Raw genomic sequence first — 19,520 nt, forward strand, 5'->3', positions numbered from 1 at the left:
TTTGTTTTTTTATTTCTTTGAAGGTTTTTTTGTTTTCTTTGGAACTCCACCCGTGATAGCGGCTGGAGCGGGCGGGGTGCCTTCGAATAGAAATTTCGTTGTGTTGATGGCTTCGATCTTGCCGCCTGTCTCGCGCATCAAATCAACCATGTGCTGAACTAGATATTCGTCGCGGTCTTTTGCGCGTCCGCCAACATTGTTCCAAACGGCGATCAGGGTCGTTTTGGATATGCCGCGAAGCAGGGAGGAGTAGAGTGCCCAGCGGTTATTCCGTTCGTAGGGGTCGGCGTTTTTCTTAGGAGAACCCACCTGTTCAAGCTGGTAGTATTCGTCCACGTTTGGGTGGCTGCATATCTTGTAGAAGCGATCCACCCAATTTTCACCGCCAACCGAAACGAATTCACGGATATATTTGGATTCGGACATAGGAAGATGAACGTTGACATGGATGCCTTTTTCAGCGCATATCTCAGCAAAAATGATCTCGCTCCCGGCAGAAAGACCAGCAAGGATGGCGATATCGCCTGGTCCTGCATTTAGCCTGGTCAATGTCCTTGAAATTTCTTCGTGAAGTCCCTTTTCTTTATTTGCAGGAAAATAATTCTTGGACTTTGCAGGGTAATCGACCATATATCCAGTAAAAAGGAAGACCTGCCCTTCGGGTGCTCGCCCAGGTTTGCTGCCTTTCGTAGCAGTGGGTTGTTTCTCGCCGGAAATCCGAGCCATTTCTTCTTCAAGAATGCCGATACCAGCTTCAACAAATGCCATGCGCATATCCAAAGCTTGCAGGATCTCCAATTGTGAGAGCGATGCCTGCAAGAAGAACATATTACGGCGTGAGGCGGTTAGCGCCTTTCGATAGGAGCGAACAACTGCAGAGGTGTTATCTGCTGTGAGGGCGCGTAATTCTGCCAGCGAGATCAGCGTCCAGTAATCGGCGTTGTCGGTATTTACCTGTTTTTCGAGTGCAAAAATAAGGGCGCCCTTCAACTCTGGGAACTCTTCACGGATGCGGATAATATCAGGGTCCGGGTCTTTCTTGTCGTCGAATTTGTCAGCGAGATGCAATGCGATGGAAGAAAGGGTGAGTGCATTAACCCCTGGATAGTGGTTGTTAAGATCGATCCTGTAACCTTTGAGGTAAGTATCGATGGCTTTGATGAGCCAGTGATAGGCGTCAAATGCAGCTTTGAGGCGTTTGGTTTTGTCAGGGATCTCTTTCCACGAATCTGCCCACATTTCTTTGTAGATGCGCCCTAAATAGGAGATGGCTTCACTGTCATTGGGGAAGTCAGCAAGCAGGCTTTCGATTTTGACGATGGCTTCATCCACGCGTCCCAGGCGATTGAGATGAAAGGCTTCCTTGCGGCGGAATTCGAGATTGCCTGAATTTACTTCCAATCCTTTGCGATACTGGGTCAGGGCAAGTTCGTTGCGTCCCATATTTGCAAGTGCATTGCCCGCTTCGCCGATCGCTTCTTCTTTTATGAGTGGATTGCTAATTTCTTCGGTGAGCAGAAGAATATCGCCAATGCGTTTTTGGCGTTGGGCTACAGTCACTCGCTGTTTCCATTCGTTATATTCCCGCCAGAAACCGGTTGCGAGAGGTGTGCGCAGGGTTTTTCGTTCCGGTTCTTTCAACCCTTGCAGCAGGTTAAAGATCGGGCTGTGAATGGCGTCTCGGTCAGAAGCCCAGGTGTCTTTTGCCATACGCGCGATGGCTTGAATATCGTTTTTGATGTGTTCCGGGTCTGGCACACCCTCAGCCGTAATGTGATACGGCAGGGTGCGCACATTGAAGATGTCGAATGGCATATAGGCACGCCCAGCCTGAATGTGCATTACACCGCGTTTACGGAAGGCATGGCGAATCCCCAGTTCGTAATAGGCATTGGCATTGTCTATGCTCAAATCACATAAGACCAGATCTGCAAGCAGCAGTTCCTGGAACATGTCGGTCAGGATGTCGCCTGAGGCGGTCTCTTCATCTGCGCGGAAGGGCTCGAAACCGGCTTCTTCCAAGGCAGGTTTAATCATCTGTTTGTAGATGGCGTTGAAATCATAAAGTGAGCCGTCTCCGCCTTTTTTCTTTCCGAACGGCATCACAATAAAGGCATGCGGACGGACTTCAATGGTGAGCTTCGGTTTTTCTTCTTTGAAAACTCCGGTATCTTCAGTCGTCTTGCCAGCATTGCTGGTGGTCCCAATAATTGGAGCGGGAGCAGCCTTGTTTTCAGTGCCGGGTGTAGCAGGCTGCGCCTGTGGAGACGCGTTACCCGCCGGAGTCGATGAATTGTTAGTCTCAGTTTTTTGCGAGGTTTCTATGGTGCCGGTCATGGTGGTCTCCTGGAGAGGTATGTCTAGCCCTTGACTTCGCTGGTCTTCGGATAACGTGAAAGTAAATTATTGAGAACATCACGCGGGGTATTCTCACTCACATCGACATCTTTGTATTCTTCGGCAATTTCCTTAAGAGAGGAGGATAAACTTTGGAAGGCGTTTTCGGCAAATTCTTGAATGGCTTCCTTCATTGCAGCAAGTTCCGCCTGAACGATCTCGGAGGATGCTTCTTCTGCCAGTGTTGCCAATGCCGCTTCGAAGGTCTCGGTAAGAGTCTCTTCGGTCTCTCTCAGAGCATCTGAAGTTACTTCGTAGACCGCATCTTGCATATTTTTCTTTAATCGGCGGTCAGATTCGCGTGCTTCCTTGATAACGCGATTGACCAGGCTGGCTTCCTCTTCGAGGTCAGCCTCCTTGAGGGCTTCCTGCATGGCTTTGATGTATTCAACGTTCTGACTCCAGAGAATATCTTCCGTGGAGCGGACCATCTTGTAAAACTCGGAGGGGGTCTTTTCGTGTGGGCGCAGATTTTTCCAGTGATCGTAAAGAAGGGTCAATTCCATTACGACCTTGCTGTAGTTGCGGACCACAGAATCCAGATTGCGGAGTTCCTGCCAGCCAAGCAACACAGCGGTAAAGGAAGCGGCGAGAGCTGTCCATATGGGCAGCACAACGGCTAGGATACTTCCAAGGACGCCAGAAATAATAATGAACACTTGCAGACGGACACGTTCCCTTTGGAATTTATTAACCTTGCTTACGTGCCAACCAAGTTGGGATTCAAGTCGGTATTGAAAATATTCGTCACCGGCCAGATCGTGGAAACCAGCGTCGCTATAGGGGTCGTCTTGTTTGAAATGCGGAGGGAGATACCCTTGATATGGAGGGATGGTTAATTCGCCGTTCAGCCCACGAAAGACAGAACGCTGTATCTCAGCAAGTCTTTGTTCCAGCCAGATATTTCGTGTTCGGGAATTTTTGAGAACCGTGCGATAGGTATAGATCTCTTTGAGGATCTCTTCGGCACCGGCGCGAGTTACCAGCCAATCACCGCTAGAGAGGAATTTGCTGCCGTAAACTGCTAACCCTGAGGAAAGGATCGGGGTCATGATAAGTAGAAACTTAAAGACCACGCTGATCAGTGACGGATTGTCTGATGGGAAAAGAGTGGTGATAATCGCCAGAAGTGTGGCTATGATGCTCAGTGCGCCGAGCCAGCGGCGAAATCTCAGATGGTTTTTTGTTCGTTTTGTTGAGTAGGCATCCATTTGCGCGAAACGGGTCCACGCGATCTGGAGGATGGGGGTGGGTTCTTGGGTTTGATTTTCCATGGTGTATCCTCTTGTGTGTGATGCCTAGCGGGCAACGAACCAGGCAGCGACATATCCTTCATTCGCTGCGTCTTTGACCTTGATCCACTGGTCATTCTTGCCGACCTTCGCTTCACCGCCGGGTTCTGTGATCGTGAATTCGTAACCGATCGGGACGCGTTTGATCAGGGTTGCATCACTGACGAGGGGCTGGTTTCTCAAGGAAACGCCCTCAGCTGTGGCGCGCACTTTAATGGCACCACCCGTACCTGCAGCGGGAGCTGGTGCTGCTGCGGCTGTTGCCTGGGCAGTGGAACCGCCAGCGTATTTGACATACCAGGCAGCTACATAGCCTTCTTTATTGTCAGCGGCACGAACTTTAAGCCATTGGTTTTGCACACCTACTTTTGGGATCACTTGATTGGCGGGTTCAACGCTGATGAGTTGTTCTGTTACTGGGATCTTTCGAATAAGGGTGTTATCTGCCACAACCGGCTGGCTGCGGAAGGAAAGTTCTTCGGTGGGGAAGAAAGCCAGTGCGCCAGGAGGAACAGCGGCAGGCTTGACCGGTGTTGGAGCGGCACCTGGTTTTGGGGCTGCTCCTGGTTTCGGCGCTGCACCCGGCTTGGGCGCTGTGCCAGGTTTCGGTGTGGATGAGGCGGCAGGTGGAGGAGCAGGTACGGCTTTCTTATCGGAGACGAACCAGCCGGCAACATATCCCTGATCGCCTTTCGGATCTTGAACCTGGATCCATTGCCCCTGCACACCGATCTTTGCAGCGGCTTGGGCTTTGGGTTCAAGGCAGATGAGTTCAGTGTTCATCAACATGCGCTTCCAGAGATAACCAGTCGTCGCGGGTTGTGAGCGCAGGGCGAGATCATCTTCGGAAGCATAAAGAATGAACTTTTCAGCAGGAAGCTCTACTTTGGCGGGAGGCTCAGGGGCGGCGACACTGTAATTCTCGAACCATAAGACAGCACTGATCTCAGACGCGAGTTTGGCGCCATTATATTTATAGCGGGTTGTCAACAGCACATCCTTGGTGGGGCTGTCACCGCCGTATTTGTACGGGTCGTAAAGGACGTAATCGTCGCCCTTCTTTTCTTTGACCAGAACGAAGTGGGTTTGAATTCCAGCCTGTTTGTTCCAGTCCACCTGAAGGATGACAGGTTTGCCTTGAGCAACAGCATCATCAATTAGTGGAATGGGCGCAGGAACAGACTCGCATGGCTGCATATCCCGGTATGCACAATTTGCCCAAACGTAGGGGAGCACACTAGGAATGAAAAGTGCTCCTTGAAAACCACCAGCAGCTTTCATTTTATTGTTGACAGAGTCAGGGGTCTCGCTATACCCGATCCCATTCAGCATCATGGTGACGGAAGTGAGTAAACATCCCCACGAACCAATGGTTTCAGACGAAAAACCAAGAGGGGTGTTTTTCCAAGCTTCGTCGTTTTGGTACAGATTTTTTGTAACAAACATACTGAAATGCCTCCTGCGTTCGGGGTTTTATAAAAAAGCATGGAAATTACTTCCGTTTTCCATATTTCGAACTTAATTTAGGCAATTTTACTCTATTTTAATCTGCAATAATCTTGCAATATTTTAAGGTGGAAACAATTCTCAAGCCTCGCTTTTTGTAAAAAAATCTCGTTTTCTAGAGCTTTTTGTTTTTACCCAAAATTTTGTATCATTGACAAAACGCAGGCGCTTCGAAAAATTCGACCGAAGTGATAAACCATCCGTTATTCACTTTTTGGATCTTGATGGTTTGAGGCAGGAGTCTCGCTTCATTGCTTTGGACAAGAGACCCGTCGGAACGGCGGTAGAACTGAATTGACCAGACCTCACAGGTATCTACTTCCAGTTGAGTGTTACTGAGAATGCGGATATCATCGATATAACTTTTGTAATAGTCGATGTCTGCGATCTCGACCAATCCCTGCCCATTAAGCGACTCGATCTCTTCCTGTAGCAGCTGCAGTGTTTCACCTGCCATGATGACAGCCGCCACGGAAGCATCGCCTTGCCGGTAGGCTTCGATCTGGAGTTTGACCGCCTTCGTCAGAAAATCTCCCACTTCTTTCGCAAGGTCTGGTGAAATGCCATTTGCTTGATCCGGCAGGAATGGATTGCTGCCAGCGGTGACCTCGTCGCCGTCTTTTGCTCCGTCATTATCCATATCCGCGTCGAGCGGGTTCATGCGGTTAACAACTTCCACTCCGTCGCCAAGCCCGTCTCTATCGGTGTCTTTATTGTTTGGGTCGGTGCCGGTGATGAGGGTTTCATCGGTATCTGCCAGACCGTCTTTGTCTGAATCGGCGCTGGGGCTTTGCGGCGGGGTTTCATTGGGTTTGGGCTGTTCCGGTGCAGAAGGGGCGGTGCTTGCCAGTCCATAAAGAGATTGGATACCAGCAATATCGTCCCTGTTGAGGAAGCGGTGCGGCTCACTATACGAGGGGAACATCAAGGCATTCGGGTCATCGCTGTGTCCCAACCCCAGTGCGTGCCCGATCTCATGCGCAGCGACCGTGAGTAAATCTACATTTTGCGAGTTGCTATCCACCCAGCGCTCCGAATCATCGAAATGCAAAAAGACCTGACGATCTTCATAAGGGTTGGGGTAAGATGCATGGGCGAGAACATCACCAGGACCGTCGAATGGATCGCCATCGCCGTGTTCTCCCTCCGCCCAGCCGATGACGATATCGGCATTCTGGCGAGAGGAGGTTTCTGTAAAGGTCAACGAGGTTGCATCTGCCCAAAGCGCGAATGCCTGGGCGATAATGGCTTGCTCTGTGTCACCGGGTATTTTTTCTGTACCGTTAATAAAAAAGTAGCTGATATCAGTTTTGCCCCATTTTGAGAGCGCACGAAAATCGGCAGAATCGGCGCCTGGTACCGGGTGATTGTCGTAGCGATATCCCGTGCCAGCGGAGTCAGCCGGGCGTAGGCTGGAACAAGCGAATGTGAAAATCAAGATCAATGATAGATACCAATAAACTCGCTTCATTTCTAACCTCCAAATTAATTTAAAAACCACAACAGATCCAGGCGCCTGCCATCAGTTCTTCGGGGATGCCTGAAGGATCGCTGAATTGCCGCGCCACAAATTTACCGCCTTGCATTACATACTCAATATTTGTCCGGTCTGCCAATGAACGCAGATCATCGAGAGGATTCTTTTTTACAACGATCAGATCTGCCAATTTCCCTGCTTCGAGCGTGCCAAGTTTCGAATCCCAGCCCAACGCACGCGCTGCATTCCTGGTGGATGCAACGATACAATCCATGGTTGAGATGCCTGCCTGCGACATGTAGTACAACTCCAGCGCATTCTCTCCGTGGAAGTTATATGGTGTGGCGGCATCGGTACCCATTGCAATAGGCACTCCCATTTGATAGGCTTTGCGGATCGAATGCATCGCATCTTCCTGTGTTTCCTTGCTTTTTTCCATGATCCAATCCGGAATACCTGGTCTATCGCCGTAGATCACGTCAAACCCTGCCTTCAAAGTGGGGACAAGGAATATCTCTTCCCTTGCCATGCGTTCCATGATGCGTGGGTCTTGATTTAGGTAGGTGCCGTGTTCAATGGTTTTTGCGCCAGCTTCCACCGCATTACGGATGCCCTCGATACCGTGGGCATGGGCTGCTACGATCTTGCCGACCTTGGCAGCTTCCACCACGGCGGCACGGATCTCTTCCATTTCAAAGGTTGCTGCACCGGGTTTTTCACCAGGGGCGAGCACCGCGCCAGTTGCCAGCACTTTGATCAAGTCTGCACCGGCTTTTAATTGTTCACGAGCTGCTTTACGGACTTCATCCACCCCGTCAGCTTCACGGTACATGCCGTCGTACCATTCGGTTCCAGTGGTGGTAATGGAAAGCAATTTTCCGGCGAGGGACATGCGTGGTGCAACGAACATACCTGCATCCACTGCTTTGCGCAAAGAGAATTCGAGGTGGTGCCTGCCGCCTACGTCCCGGATGGTGGTTACTCCGGCTGATAATGTGTTTTGAGCGTGCTTCAACATGATGAGCGTGGACCAGCCCCAAGGTCCCGCCATGGTGCTGTCTGGCAAAGATTCCGCAGCGATGTGAACATGACAATCGATCAAGCCTGGCAGGATGTATTTGCCCGTCAGGTCGATTTCATGGACTGTTTTTCCTTCCGGGTTTTTCCAATTTTCTGCTTTCCCAACGTGAACGATCTTATCTTCTTCAATAACGACGATTCCGAATTCCACCGGTTTTGCTCCGGTTCCGTCGATCAGTGTTGCATTCTTGAGGGCGTGAATGGTCATGGATAATATATACCTTCCTGTGGGTTTGAATCAACAATGCGGCATCATGCCGCATTGAGTTGTACTGCTTTTGTTTATTTGTTTTGATATTGCTGGAGCCACCAATCCGTGCCGGGCAGCCCACTGGCTTTGACGGACTCGATCAAGGTTTTCGTGTCGAAGTAAATGCGGCGCATATCTGTACGCAAAGAATCATTATCCTGTTCAACAATGGTGTACTCTGCCCATGGCAGCAGTTTTGGCGGGTTGCCGGGAGAAAAGACATACTCAAATGCATTGCCGACACTGCCGGAGTTCAATATGAGCTTTTTCCCAAGGCGCCGGTGTAGTTGAATGTGAGAGTGTCCTCCGATGAAAACCGAAGCGGATCTTTCTGCAAAGTAATGGTCCAGTATATCTGTTGGGGTGATGGCTTGAATGAGGTGCGTGGTAGATTCTGGCGATCCGTGGAATGCAAGTAACTCTATCCCGTTTGGAAACTGAATGGAATGGGTTGCTTTGAAACTTTTTATGAAATTCAGGTCTTCCAGGGATATGTGATCGCGTCCCCAATACAGGTCTGGAATGAGATGTTCTGTGATCTCAAACTCGGCAGCTTTTTCGGGTTCGAGGATCGCCTGGTCATGGTTTCCCATGATGGTGACAGCATTCCATTCCCTTAGTGCGTTGAGCACTTCCTTGGGTTGGGGACCTAGGCTGATCGTATCGCCCAAACACACCAGCAAGTCTAATTTCTGCTGCTTAATATCTGAGAGGACCGCTTGTAAGGCTGTAAAATTTCCGTGAATGTCAGAAATAAATCCAATACGCATAATTTGTATAATTGTACACGACGAGTACCGATTTTATTCTCTCAATAGAACTTTTGGGTGATAGATTTCGGTTTTTGCAAGAAATATTCTATCCGTCAACCCGGCTGGACCTTGATCTCGTCCAAATTCAGCCTCACCTCAAGCGCATCTCCATATTGGAGACCCGGGATAGGAAAAGCGATCACTTCTACCAGAGATGGATTTTGAAAGTGGGTCTTTTTTGTTTCTGGATGCGGATAATACACCCAACCTGCATATTCAACACTTTTAAAGATGACTTTGCAACGTGAAAAGGAGAAGGTCTCTGGTGGGTGCAGGTCTGTCCACTCTACGAGCGGAAAAGTAAATTCGGGCGCAGTCATTTCAAAAATAAATGGTGCGATGGAGATGTTCAATGTGCCGTTGAAATATGGAGATAAATCCAACCCTAGTGCCTTGAAGAAAGGCTTTTGTTTTTCCAGTGAGCTGTATGGGTAAGCTGCCGATGGGCGTGATGCAACTTGATGTCCTTGAATGAGAGTGCCGGAAATGTGTTTAAACATAGGGGAAATAGTATATCAGCCTGAACATTAAACCCTTTCATAAAAAGATGGACTTTCTAATTATGTTAGGATTTAAATATCATATCAAATTATCTATTAAATAGAATAAAATTTCCTGACATAGGAGTCGCCATGCAGAAAATTACCGCCTTGTATAAAACCCTTTTTCATTTCGTCTCTTTGAGTATTGTTTTTGGGTCAATTTTTGCAACAAGACCTGTTTCAGCTCAGGACATTTTACCCAATCCAGCGGCAGAACAATACCTAATTAATGAGTTAAGAGCCACTGGTGTTGCAGACCTACAAACGAATTTTTCTGAAGACGAGCGCAGAATTAGCGGGAGTGCATTGCTCGCTGCATTAAAAGATCCAGAGGTTCAAAGTAAGCCTTTGATCTATGTTTCCAATGTTGTTGTAATAGATGACCTTTGGGCGCGCGATCTGATCATCCCTGCCAATCTTGTGTTTAGTGAAGTGGAGTTTGCCGGGCTTGTAAACTTTTCCGGCACTCAACTTCAGTCATTTGAAGCGTATGACTCTGCGTTTCTAAATGACATATATCTTAACGACTCTTCTGTCAGCCGTCAGGTTTATTTGATGGGCAACTCAATTGCAGGGACGGTTCGAATTGAAACAGCTGAAGTGAATGGGTATGTTAATATTTCGAGTAATACTATAAAAGGCAGCCTGAGCTTCTTGCGATCTGACATGAATGGTGATGTTGATTTGCGTGATAATACGATTTCTGAAGGACTGAATATGTATGGCTCGTATGTAGAAGGCGAGTTGTTATTAGATGAAACAAAAATATTAGGTACTCAAGCCATGTCAGGTACATCATTCCCGGTTGAAATATGGAATGCTACTGTAGATGGGGTAGTATCTCTTGCTTATACAGAAATAAATGGATATGCCTATATCTATGGTTCGCGATTTGAAAGACTTGAAACATATGGGGCTGTTTTCAAGGATGGTGTAAGCTTTAGTGAAACGGTGGTGGAACAAACCGCCACTTTTGACGCTACCCATTTTTCAGGAGATGCCGACTTCTTAAACTTTCATGCTGAAAGTGATGCCAACTTTCGAGATGCCGTATTTGCAAATACTGTCACTTTTGAAAACGCGTTTATTGGGCGCGATGCAAATTTTCAAGGCACTCAGTTTAAGGGAACGGCAAGTTTTCCGTATCTTACTGTGGAACGTTTTGCCGATTTTAGCGGAGCTGTTTTTAGTGAGGAATTCCTTTTTTACTACACCCTGGCTGGATACCCTTATTTTGAAGGTACAGTGTTTAATGGACCTGTGACATTTGAGGGAATGGAAGTCACCCAGGACTTTGAATTTATCGATGTATCCTATACGTATGCAGATGAACCTTTTACTGTGGCAATTGTAAATGTAGATGGCGCTGCCAGTTTTACAAACATAGTTGCCCCGGCAGGATTTGATTTCTCTAATAGCCATTTTGGCAGTTTAAGTATTGAAACCGATGAAAGTTCTAGTTTTCATTTTATAAATATTTCTGGTTCAGAAATTGATGGAGATTTTGTTATTGAGAATGCCAATTTGCAAGATCTATTGGCAGATGGGCTGTCTGTTGGCGGGTCAACTACTTTGTATCAAGTTGCTATTTCAAATCAATTGGACCTGCGGAATGCAGAGATCGGCTTTCTTAAGGTGGATGAAAAATTTACTCCACCAACCGAACCGACAGCCTTTAATTTGCGCGGTATGACATATACTGACATTGATCTTGGAGATCAAGGTCTTACAGATAGAACATGGCGTGGATTGCTAATGTTCATTAATGACTCTGCGTATAGCCCACAGTCCTATCAAGCTCTGGCGCAGTTTCTCATAGACAAAGGGCACCCCGATTGGGCAGCAGAGGTGGAGCTTGCCCAAAAACGCCGGGAACGTAATGAGGTGTTAAGACCGTTTTCTGGGGCATGGCTTTGGTCCTGGTTTCTAGATATCTTCTCGGGATATGGGCAGCGTCCTGCACTGGCATTTATTTGGAGCGGTTTAGTTGTTGCGATGGGCGCATTTGTATATCGCAACAAGGAAAATATGTTGCCTGTGGAACAGGATGATGTGCAAGTGGAATATCACCCTGTTTGGTATTCTTTTGCTTTGTTCCTTCCTTATATTGACCTCGGGATCGCAGCGAAATGGGAACCTAATCCCGAAAGAAAATGGGCGCGGTACTATAAATATATTCACATGATGTTGGGTTGGATCCTTGCTCCAATTGCGCTGCTGACATTTGGCGGGATCATTGGCTAACGACTCAATGACTTGTATAATGCGAACAGGCAGACTTTCAAAAGTCTGCCTGTTCGTTTAATTGCTATTCTATCTTGCGCCATTCAAGAAATTGCAGGGTTGCGAAGGTATCTACACAAATCGCGGTGATACCGATTGCCCATTTTGCTTCTGGGGTGAAATCGAAGGTGGGCAACACGAGAAAAAGGATGCTTAGCAAAACCCATGCGGAGTCTGCAATGACGGTGAAGAGGGTAAATCCGCCGGTGATGGTCGGGCGGGTTGCCATGTATGTGACGAAGGCGCCGTAGAGGATCAACACCATTCTGAGGATGTGTATTACGCTGGGGAGAGTGTTTAGGAAACCAGCCAGCGGATTGGCAGCGAGGGTGAAGATGATGCCACTGGTGAAGCAGAAGGTTCCGTTGGAAACGAGCAAGCGGCTGAGGTTGATCTGGTTATGCATGTCTCGTCCTTTGCTGGATTTATTTCGCGCGAAAGGATTTGTAGGTGGCAGCCAAAGGAATTGCGAACATCAGGATAAAGCCAACATTAAGCACGGCATTCTGCCAGAAGCCGGTGGCAATAGACATAATGGTATCTGGAATGAACCAAAGGGTCATGGCAATGGCAATGCTGACCCAGCCTGTCCATTCGCCGCTGCGGAATTGGGTGAAGAGGGTGTACATCATTGAGATGCCCCAGCCGATCATGACTGCGCCCATGATGGCATGTGCAAGGGTGATATATCGGATGGCATCTGGCGGAAAAGATTCCATGTAAGTCGCTGAGCCGAAGACCATCAAGCTAAAGCCCTGACGCACTAAATTTGGGAGCAGCGATTGTGCGGTACCGAAAACGATCACGATGATGTCGGCGGCGACGAGCCAGCGCCACCAGAAGTTGAGGTTGGTTGTTTTGTTCATTTTGAGTTTCTCCTTTTTTGCCCCATTTTAGGAGTTCGCGGACTGCCATGTCCACGAAAAAGACTGCCATGTACTGCCAGTTTATTTGCGAATGTCTTCTGCGATCAATCGTGCGGCGGTATTTTGCCAGTTGTGCAGCGTCCGCTCGGGGACGGAAGTTTGGAACCACTCGAGCGTAGCGCGGGCGGATTCGTCGAGCGAGGCGAGGTCTGTTCGGCGGGTGTAGGGTTTGAGACCAAGCACGTAAGGGAAATAAACCGCATTGTAGTAACGCCAGGCGTCACTGGTGCCAAAGGCTTCACCGGTTTGCGGTTTTAATTTTTGAATGCTTTGAATGAGCAGAGACTTGAGCGAGTGCGCACGGTCGAGCGGATTTGTCCCTTGCACGGCGGGAAGATTTACGAGCGGGCTGGTCGCCAATTTGGGCAGGTCACCGAGATGGGAGAGTGCGCGTCGCGTCAGACGGGTGAACTGCTCCTCGTTGGCAGAGTCCGGTTCGAGCGGGGAAAGAAGCGGAAGCGCATCCGCTGTTTGGCGCAAGGCAGCGCGTTGATCGTTCAAGCGAGCAGGCAAGGTGAGTGAGTCCAATCCCTTTTGAATGGAATTGGAAAATGTTTGAGTGAGGATGCCAAAGGTTAGCAAGGCAAGCAAGAGCGACGCAGGGGAGTTGAAGAGACTGCCAATGAGCAGAAGCGCACCCGCGTAGTAGAGATTGGAGATCAACGAGCGGACGAGATGAGCACGGATCGCCTCGCCTTCAGCGAAAGCGTCTAGTGTGGTGATAAGGATGCCGAGGATAATAAGATCGAAGCCGAGCAAATTGAAACCCCAGTTGAGCGGAATCCAATTGAGCGGGAGGATCAGCAAGCCTGAACTGAGCGCGACAAAGAGTGCGATGACGGCGAGTAATGTGTAGGTGTTTTTATATTGGGAACGAAATGCGAGCCGTGTGACCATGCCTGCCGAAATGAGCAAGCATAAAACGACGATGGCAGAGAACCAGGCATTGACCTGTGTGAGGATTGCCAACGGAATGGCGGTCACTGCCCAGGTGCGAATATAGATATTTCGGCGAGGGTCTTCTTCGGGGAGCAGGTGCAGGGCGGCGCCGATCCATAACAGGGCGGGGATGAGCAGAAGGATGAAAAAGAATTGCGCGGTGAGAATGTAGATGCCAAGGGCGAGAGCGTATGCAAGTAAACCCCAACCTGTGAATTGTACGCTGCGGTTTTGAGATGCGCGTGCAATGAGATATGCGCCCAGCCAGAGAGTGAAGCCGAAGAAGAAGAGTTGCATGATTTAGAAGGTGACAGTCACTTTGAATGATTTTTAACTTATTTTGTTGTAAAAGAAGTGACTGTCACCTTATTTCTATTTTCCAAGTTGTTGAATGATTTTATCGAAGACCTTGCCGTAGTTATCGGTGGCGGCGACGAGGAAATCAGTGAAGCTGACATTGGCGGAGTGATCCGCTTTGTCGGACATGGCGCGGACGCACAGGAAAGGTACTTTGTTGATCTCACAGGTGTGAGCGATGGCGGCGGCTTCCATGTCCACGGCGAGAGCGTTGTGGGTGGTGAGGAGTTGACCGGCTTTTTCAACACTGCTGATGAACTGGTCTCCGCTGACGACGCGCCCTTTGTAGACCGCAGGTTTGTGCCCATTGATCTCGTCGAGGGTTAGTGAACGGGCGGTTTCAAATGCCAGGTCAGTGAGTTTGGGATCGGTGATGAAGGCGTGGCGCGATGTGAAGCCGAGTTGCCCTGTTTCTGGTTTGGTGACGACATCGAAAAGAATTTCGCCGGGCTTCATACCCCAACCGATCAGGTCGAAGTCATGTTGAATGGCGTCAGTGGCAACGACGAGGTCACCGACTTCGAGGTTTGGGGCGAGTGCGCCGGAACTGCCCATGTTGAAGAGCACATCCGGTTCAAAGAAATCGAGTAGTTGCTGAGTGGCGATGACCGCGTTGACCTTGCCCGGGTCGCAGCGGGTGAGATAGACCTGATGTCCGTGCATATCGCCGTGCCAGTAGGTGCGCTGACCGCGTTCGATCTTTTCGAGGTGACTCGAGAGTGCGCGGATGGGGATAAGTTCTTCGTCTAATGCGCCGATGATGCCGATTTTCATGTGAACGGATCCTTTTGATTTGGTTTTGACTATTTTACTAGCTTTGTTTTCCAGTTTGCATAATGTTCTGTCGTGTGTTGGGCTTGCCATTCGCAAACTTCCCATAGATCAGCTACAGGTTGATTTGTATGTGGAAGGGTGTGCAGGTAATGAGGCGGTCCATATTCGGCGGTGAGGGTTGTGGCTGTGAACCCACGGTGAGATTGTGCCTCCCAGACCATTTGCCACCAACGTTCATGTGCATCCAAGTGGGTTTGATACTCCGGCGCACGCGGATCGGGAACTTGCGGCCCTTCTTCGTACCCAACACGTGCATGGATATGCAGACAATGCTCCGCAGCGATTTTGATGTATTCCTCTTCACCGTCGAGCAACAGCCGCTCGCTGACGCAAACCCAATGGCTGAAGTCGCAGCAGAGGTTGAGATCGGGGAATTCGCCCAAAACTTCTTGCGTGACCCATGGGTTGAATAGAATCCGTCCGCGATGCGTTTCGTGCGACACCCGGGCTTTGGTCGCCTGTTCGACCTTCTGTGCTTGAGTGAAGAAGCGGTTGCGTTCTGCTGGCGTCCACGCGTCACGTCCGCTGTGCGAGTTGATGAGATACGGGTCGAAGGACAACGCCAAGTCGATCTGTGATTGGAAGGTTTGGATATGGTCGCTCACTGTATTTCCGCTGGTGAAAATGAGCGGAATGTATTTTAGACTTGTCTCTGAAAGCAGGCTTTTGAATGAATTTGATTTTTCCGGTTCAGGCAGTGGACACTCAACGCCTGTATAACCCAAAGCTTTGATCTTCGGTAAAACACTTTCCAGCGGTTCTTCAACACCCCAGAGGGAACGAAATCGGAGATAGTCCATGGAAGCCTGCTTTTTAAATTTTATAGACCTTACTGAAAATTTTGAACTTTACTGTCCAAATTAGCTTTTAGGATACGGCAAAACGTGCAAGAGCATCACAAGAAACATAAAGGTATTCCCAGACAAGACACAGATGTGCCAGATCTCATGATTGCCAAAATAGGGTGGGAAAGGATTCGGTTTGCCGATGGCGAAGCTGATCGCGCCGATAGTGTAGCTCAATCCGCCAGCGATCATGAGGATGATGGCATCCATGCCGAGTTGGGTGTAGGCGGGTTGGATGAGAAAGACCACGATCCAACCCATAAGCAGGAAGGATCCCTGCGAAAGCCATACAGGAATCTTTGCAAAGAAGATGGATTTGAGTGTGATGAAGAAAACTGCCAAGCTCCAGATGATGCCAAACAGCACCCAGCCTGTCGCGCCGCTGAAAATGGTCAGGCAGAAAGGTGTGTAGGTTCCAGCAATGAGGATGTAGATGGCATTATGGTCAAGGATGCCGAAGACCCGATAATACTTGTTGAACAGCAAAAAGAAATGCAGCAAACAGCTGAACAGGAACGACAGAAAAAGACTGACGCCGTAAATGGTGAAACCTACTACGTGAGCAGGTTTGTCAGCGATGGCTGCAAGTGAGACCAGCACTGCCAAAGCAGAGATCGAAAGGATCGCGCCGATCAGGTGGCTGATGGAGTTGAAATACTCATTGCTGTCGGGCGAGGAGATCATGGGGTCGAGAGTGGGTTTTTGTGAAGACATGGGCGCGAGTATAACTTAACTATGAAATCATCCCTGCCGTAAAAGCAGGGATGATTTCATAGTTAGCTGGTTGCTTTTTCGCTGAGTTCCCAAAGTTTGGCGGCATTAACATCATTTACGAAGCGATTTGTTTTGCGAACCTTGCGCTTGAACCAGAAATTTCCGTTGATGTTTCTCGCGGATGGATCTTCTGCCAGAAATACACCTGTGTCCGCACCTGCTTTCGCGTCAATCATGAACAGGGATCGGACTAATGGACCCGGAATGTAACTCTTCTGCTTTTCTTCTTCACGCGGTTTGCCAAAATCGGTGCTGACTAATCCTGGGTGAAAACAATGCACTGTAACAGCTTGGGCGTTAACACGACGTGCCAGCTCGCGTGTGAAGAGGATATTGGCGAGTTTGCTGTTGCTGTAGGCTTTGAATGAGTTGTATGTGCTTTTCTCGTTCATCCAGTCATCCCAGTTGAAGCTTCCAAATGCATAAGCTCCTGAACTGGTGGTAATGACGCGTCCTTGAACCGGCTCAATAAGCGGGAGCAGTTCGCGGGTCAACACGAACGGGGCGAGATGGTTGATCGCCATCGTCATTTCCCATCCATCCACACTGACTTGGCGTTCGTTCAGCGTCAACCCTGCGTTATTCCAGAGGACGTCCAAAGTATTGGTTTGTTCTTTGACCTGTTTAGCAAGAGACTTGACCTGCTCTATTGAAGAGACATCGCCAGTGACAAGCGAAAAATCGGCATTGGGTGCATTTTGCTTCAATTCATCCAGAACAGGTATTCCGCGCTCCGTTGAACGGGCATGGACAAATACTTTCCAACCGCGGCGCCCTAATTCCAATGCGCCTGCCTTGCCAATGCCCGTGGACGAGCCTGTGATCAAAATTGTTTTACTCATGAATTACTTCCTTTTGTGATGTGGTGTCTGCTAGATATGGATTGAAGATCAGAAGAATATCTTTCCCCAGCTAGCTGAAAATTTTGTGAGAATATGTTTGCAACAAAAAAGCAGCTCCAAATGGCTGCTTTTTTGATACTGAGTTATAAATTTTTGATTCACTTAAAATTCGATGGGCAATTTTTCTAACCCGCGAATGACAAACCCGGAAGAAAATTCTGCTTCTCCCGCCGGGCGGACGTTCGGGCAGCGTGTGAACAACACGCTAAACAGCACCTGCAACTCCAAGCGGGCGAGCGGTGCGCCGAGACAGTAATGGGTGCCGAGACCAAACGTCAGCAAAGGGTTATCTTCACGAGACAGGATCAACTCATTCGGTTGGGTGAAGCGGGTTTCATCGCGATTGCCCGAGATGTACATCAATGCCACTTCCGTTCCGCGCTTAAGTTGAACGCCGTTGAAATCCATATCTTCGATGACGTAGCGCTCAAACATCGGCAGCGGAGTTTCGTAGCGTAACATTTCATCGATGCCCGTTTTGAGCAGGGATGTGTTGCCTTGAGCAACCGCTTCTTTCAACGCCTTGAGTTGGTCGGGTTTCTGAAAAAGTGCCCGCAGCCCAAGCGACGAGCCATTGACCGTGGCTTCATGCCCTGCATTGAGCAGGAAGATAGCCGTAGCACGCAGTTCATCTTCGGTAAGCTTGTCGCCTTTTTCTTCCACTTGCACGAGTTCAGTAATGAGATCGTCTTGCGGCTTGACACGACGTTCCGCAGCGAGCCCGCCGATCATCTCCATGAATTCGGTGGCGGCGCGATTGGCTTCTTCTACTTGTTGATCGGTGTAGCCCAGCTCATACATCTTGACGATGGCATTTGACCACGGACGTAAATATTGAATCTGCTCATCAGGAATGCCGAGCAGACTTGCGATCATGATGACCGGCAACGGCTCGGCAATATCGTGGACAAAGTCCGCTTTGCCGCTGGCTTCGACAGAATCGATGAGTTTGTGCGTAGTGCGTTCGAGGGTGGCGCGCATGCTTTCCACGCGCTTGGGCGTGAAGACCTTCGTCACCAGCGAGCGGATGCGGCTGTGAGCGTCCGCTTCCATATCCATAAAGACATTATCTTGATAGCGGCGGAAGGGAGCTTCGCGCGGGTCAGGCGGGGGCCAGCCGATCTCGTCACGTGAGTAGCGATGCAGCATCGTGCGCCCGAGGCGTTTGTCTTTGAGCAGGGCAGCAATGTCACTGTGACGGGTAAAGAAGACCTTATCCCAGACCGGGTCATGATAGACCGGCATTTCCTTGCGCAGGGAAGCCAGTTTTTCGTACGGGTCTTTGATGAAACCAGGTTGATTGATGTCGATGTGAAGGGATGGGAGGCTCATATAGGCGTAGTATATCATTCCGTTGCGCCCCCCCCCCCAAAGGACAAGCTACCGTCGCATTTGGAGGAGGTGTCCGAAGGACAGAGGGGTAAGGTTTAAGGAATTAAGTACGATGTCAATTCAATGGTGCTATCCAACCCGCTGCCAGTGGATACGGTTTTAACCAATCCAACTTTGACTGCATACCAGTTCGTATTGGTCAATGTGATGGTGGTGGCAAGTGGACTCCCAGACATGTCGAGAGTAATGTTCATGGTTACCTGGCAATCCACGCGCATGGCGTCGAATGTCCCGGCAGGCACACTGACGGATTCAACTCCGGCGGCTGTGCAGTTTTGGGTGGTCTGGTTACTGGCAGGGAAGGCTTCGCCGTTGATCGTCTGAGTGCCTTCCAAGGTCAGGGATTGAGTCCAGTTGTCGCCGGGATTGATGGAGGCGGGCATTGTTACACCTTCGAGAGCAGTGGTTTGGAAATCTATAGAGGTGCCGTCGGCGCTTACATTGGCAGAGCCTCCGCCTGATGGGTTAAGCGCGATTAGGTTGCCGTTCTCGCAGCTCCATTTACCTTGGCGCGTCACGCCTGTGCCAAAGACATCCTGTTCGGTGAAGCCGTCCGCTTCCACTGAAAGGATACTGTGAATATAGGTATCAGGCACAGGACCTGTGAGGTTGTAATTCCAAGTCGCGCCGATGATGATCGGCATGTATGGATTGTCACATGCATTTGGTGAAGTAAGAGCCGATTCTGTTGACTCGGCGTTTGGTGCTTCGGTGGTGGAACCGTTTGTGGGTTTACTGCCGTCGCCTGTAGGTGCGCTTGCTCCGAGGTTGCAAGCCAGCATTGCTAAAACAAGGGTTGCAATTACGAGCATGATGGGTGAATTATTTGTTTTCATTCTCTCTCCAAAAATAGATGTCCATGTGAGTATAGCATTTTCACATGGACATCTATGAGAGGATGTTAAGAAGGCA

Annotated in this window: 17 protein-coding genes; 1 reads left to right on the top strand and 16 read right to left on the bottom strand. The window is 49.3% G+C overall.

Going from position 1 to position 19,520, the window contains the following annotated elements; all coding sequences use genetic code 11:
• Window positions 1-9: 9 nt before the first annotated feature.
• The 7 genes from IPG80_RS01075 to IPG80_RS01105 all read right to left on the bottom strand — a co-directional run bounded on the left by IPG80_RS01075 (window position 10) and on the right by IPG80_RS01105 (window position 9,314).
• Window positions 10-2,337, bottom strand: a complete 2,328-nt coding sequence (locus IPG80_RS01075; protein ID WP_345101745.1) for a TRAFs-binding domain-containing protein — start codon at window positions 2,335-2,337, stop codon at window positions 10-12.
• A gap of 23 nt (window positions 2,338-2,360) precedes the next feature.
• Window positions 2,361-3,671, bottom strand: a complete 1,311-nt coding sequence (locus IPG80_RS01080; RefSeq protein ID WP_345101747.1) for an SLATT domain-containing protein — start codon at window positions 3,669-3,671, stop codon at window positions 2,361-2,363.
• Window positions 3,672-3,695: 24 nt separating this feature from the next.
• Window positions 3,696-5,135 carry a hypothetical protein gene (locus IPG80_RS01085; protein ID WP_345101749.1) on the bottom strand — a complete coding sequence of 480 codons (1,440 nt, stop codon included), beginning with the start codon at window positions 5,133-5,135 and terminating at the stop codon, window positions 3,696-3,698.
• A 208-nt stretch (window positions 5,136-5,343) separates the two neighbouring features.
• Window positions 5,344-6,666, bottom strand: coding sequence for a matrixin family metalloprotease (locus tag IPG80_RS01090; RefSeq protein WP_345101751.1), 1,323 nt, complete (start codon window positions 6,664-6,666; stop codon window positions 5,344-5,346).
• Between the two features lie 19 nt (window positions 6,667-6,685).
• A complete protein-coding gene (locus IPG80_RS01095) occupies window positions 6,686-7,960 on the bottom strand; it encodes an amidohydrolase family protein (protein ID WP_345101753.1) in 1,275 nt (424 codons plus the stop codon).
• Window positions 7,961-8,034: 74 nt separating this feature from the next.
• Window positions 8,035-8,772 (bottom strand): metallophosphoesterase family protein, encoded by a 738-nt coding sequence (locus IPG80_RS01100; protein ID WP_345101755.1) that lies wholly within the window; start codon window positions 8,770-8,772, stop codon window positions 8,035-8,037.
• A 95-nt stretch (window positions 8,773-8,867) separates the two neighbouring features.
• Entirely contained in the window at window positions 8,868-9,314 is a 447-nt protein-coding gene (locus IPG80_RS01105; RefSeq protein WP_345101757.1) for a hypothetical protein, read from the bottom strand.
• A gap of 132 nt (window positions 9,315-9,446) precedes the next feature.
• Here IPG80_RS01105 and IPG80_RS01110 point away from each other — a divergent pair, with 132 nt between their 5' ends.
• The gene (locus tag IPG80_RS01110; RefSeq protein WP_345101759.1) at window positions 9,447-11,600 is read left to right on the top strand and encodes a pentapeptide repeat-containing protein; all 2,154 of its coding nucleotides are present in this window, start codon (window positions 9,447-9,449) and stop codon (window positions 11,598-11,600) included.
• Window positions 11,601-11,664: 64 nt separating this feature from the next.
• Here the strand turns inward: IPG80_RS01110 and IPG80_RS01115 are convergent, their stop codons facing one another.
• The 9 genes from IPG80_RS01115 to IPG80_RS01155 all read right to left on the bottom strand — a co-directional run bounded on the left by IPG80_RS01115 (window position 11,665) and on the right by IPG80_RS01155 (window position 19,444).
• Complete coding sequence (locus IPG80_RS01115) at window positions 11,665-12,045, bottom strand: hypothetical protein (RefSeq protein ID WP_345101761.1); 381 nt, start codon at window positions 12,043-12,045, stop codon at window positions 11,665-11,667.
• Between the two features lie 19 nt (window positions 12,046-12,064).
• A complete protein-coding gene (locus tag IPG80_RS01120) occupies window positions 12,065-12,505 on the bottom strand; it encodes a hypothetical protein (protein ID WP_345101763.1) in 441 nt (146 codons plus the stop codon).
• A gap of 81 nt (window positions 12,506-12,586) precedes the next feature.
• On the bottom strand, window positions 12,587-13,801 hold the full coding sequence (locus IPG80_RS01125) for a hypothetical protein (RefSeq protein ID WP_345101765.1): 1,215 nt from the start codon (window positions 13,799-13,801) through the stop codon (window positions 12,587-12,589).
• Between the two features lie 75 nt (window positions 13,802-13,876).
• The gene (locus IPG80_RS01130) at window positions 13,877-14,635 is read right to left on the bottom strand and encodes a 5'-methylthioadenosine/adenosylhomocysteine nucleosidase (RefSeq protein WP_345101767.1); all 759 of its coding nucleotides are present in this window, start codon (window positions 14,633-14,635) and stop codon (window positions 13,877-13,879) included.
• 29 nt (window positions 14,636-14,664) lie between these two features.
• Entirely contained in the window at window positions 14,665-15,495 is an 831-nt protein-coding gene (locus IPG80_RS01135; RefSeq protein WP_345101769.1) for a TIM barrel protein, read from the bottom strand.
• A 60-nt stretch (window positions 15,496-15,555) separates the two neighbouring features.
• Window positions 15,556-16,254 carry a hemolysin III family protein gene (locus tag IPG80_RS01140; protein WP_345101771.1) on the bottom strand — a complete coding sequence of 233 codons (699 nt, stop codon included), beginning with the start codon at window positions 16,252-16,254 and terminating at the stop codon, window positions 15,556-15,558.
• A gap of 62 nt (window positions 16,255-16,316) precedes the next feature.
• A complete protein-coding gene (locus tag IPG80_RS01145) occupies window positions 16,317-17,156 on the bottom strand; it encodes an SDR family NAD(P)-dependent oxidoreductase (RefSeq protein ID WP_345101773.1) in 840 nt (279 codons plus the stop codon).
• A gap of 162 nt (window positions 17,157-17,318) precedes the next feature.
• Entirely contained in the window at window positions 17,319-18,548 is a 1,230-nt protein-coding gene (locus IPG80_RS01150) for a cytochrome P450 (protein ID WP_345101775.1), read from the bottom strand.
• 95 nt (window positions 18,549-18,643) lie between these two features.
• Window positions 18,644-19,444 (bottom strand): hypothetical protein, encoded by an 801-nt coding sequence (locus IPG80_RS01155; RefSeq protein WP_345101777.1) that lies wholly within the window; start codon window positions 19,442-19,444, stop codon window positions 18,644-18,646.
• Window positions 19,445-19,520 lie beyond the last annotated feature (76 nt).

The organism is Candidatus Villigracilis vicinus, assembly GCF_016702885.1.
In the GTDB taxonomy this organism is placed as follows: Bacteria; Chloroflexota; Anaerolineae; order Anaerolineales; family Villigracilaceae; genus Villigracilis; species Villigracilis vicinus.

Bases quoted from the DNA above. Each gene is read 5' to 3' on its own strand.
- IPG80_RS01075 (WP_345101745.1), bottom strand. From the start codon at position 2,337: ATGACCGGCACCATAGAAACCTCGCAAAAAACTGAGACTAACAATTCA.
- IPG80_RS01080 (WP_345101747.1), bottom strand. From the start codon at position 3,671: ATGGAAAATCAAACCCAAGAACCCACCCCCATCCTCCAGATCGCGTGG.
- IPG80_RS01085 (WP_345101749.1), bottom strand. From the start codon at position 5,135: ATGTTTGTTACAAAAAATCTGTACCAAAACGACGAAGCTTGGAAAAAC.
- IPG80_RS01090 (WP_345101751.1), bottom strand. From the start codon at position 6,666: ATGAAGCGAGTTTATTGGTATCTATCATTGATCTTGATTTTCACATTC.
- IPG80_RS01095 (WP_345101753.1), bottom strand. From the start codon at position 7,960: ATGACCATTCACGCCCTCAAGAATGCAACACTGATCGACGGAACCGGA.
- IPG80_RS01100 (WP_345101755.1), bottom strand. From the start codon at position 8,772: ATGCGTATTGGATTTATTTCTGACATTCACGGAAATTTTACAGCCTTA.
- IPG80_RS01105 (WP_345101757.1), bottom strand. From the start codon at position 9,314: ATGTTTAAACACATTTCCGGCACTCTCATTCAAGGACATCAAGTTGCA.
- IPG80_RS01110 (WP_345101759.1), top strand. From the start codon at position 9,447: ATGCAGAAAATTACCGCCTTGTATAAAACCCTTTTTCATTTCGTCTCT.
- IPG80_RS01115 (WP_345101761.1), bottom strand. From the start codon at position 12,045: ATGCATAACCAGATCAACCTCAGCCGCTTGCTCGTTTCCAACGGAACC.
- IPG80_RS01120 (WP_345101763.1), bottom strand. From the start codon at position 12,505: ATGAACAAAACAACCAACCTCAACTTCTGGTGGCGCTGGCTCGTCGCC.
- IPG80_RS01125 (WP_345101765.1), bottom strand. From the start codon at position 13,801: ATGCAACTCTTCTTCTTCGGCTTCACTCTCTGGCTGGGCGCATATCTC.
- IPG80_RS01130 (WP_345101767.1), bottom strand. From the start codon at position 14,635: ATGAAAATCGGCATCATCGGCGCATTAGACGAAGAACTTATCCCCATC.
- IPG80_RS01135 (WP_345101769.1), bottom strand. From the start codon at position 15,495: ATGGACTATCTCCGATTTCGTTCCCTCTGGGGTGTTGAAGAACCGCTG.
- IPG80_RS01140 (WP_345101771.1), bottom strand. From the start codon at position 16,254: ATGTCTTCACAAAAACCCACTCTCGACCCCATGATCTCCTCGCCCGAC.
- IPG80_RS01145 (WP_345101773.1), bottom strand. From the start codon at position 17,156: ATGAGTAAAACAATTTTGATCACAGGCTCGTCCACGGGCATTGGCAAG.
- IPG80_RS01150 (WP_345101775.1), bottom strand. From the start codon at position 18,548: ATGAGCCTCCCATCCCTTCACATCGACATCAATCAACCTGGTTTCATC.
- IPG80_RS01155 (WP_345101777.1), bottom strand. From the start codon at position 19,444: ATGAAAACAAATAATTCACCCATCATGCTCGTAATTGCAACCCTTGTT.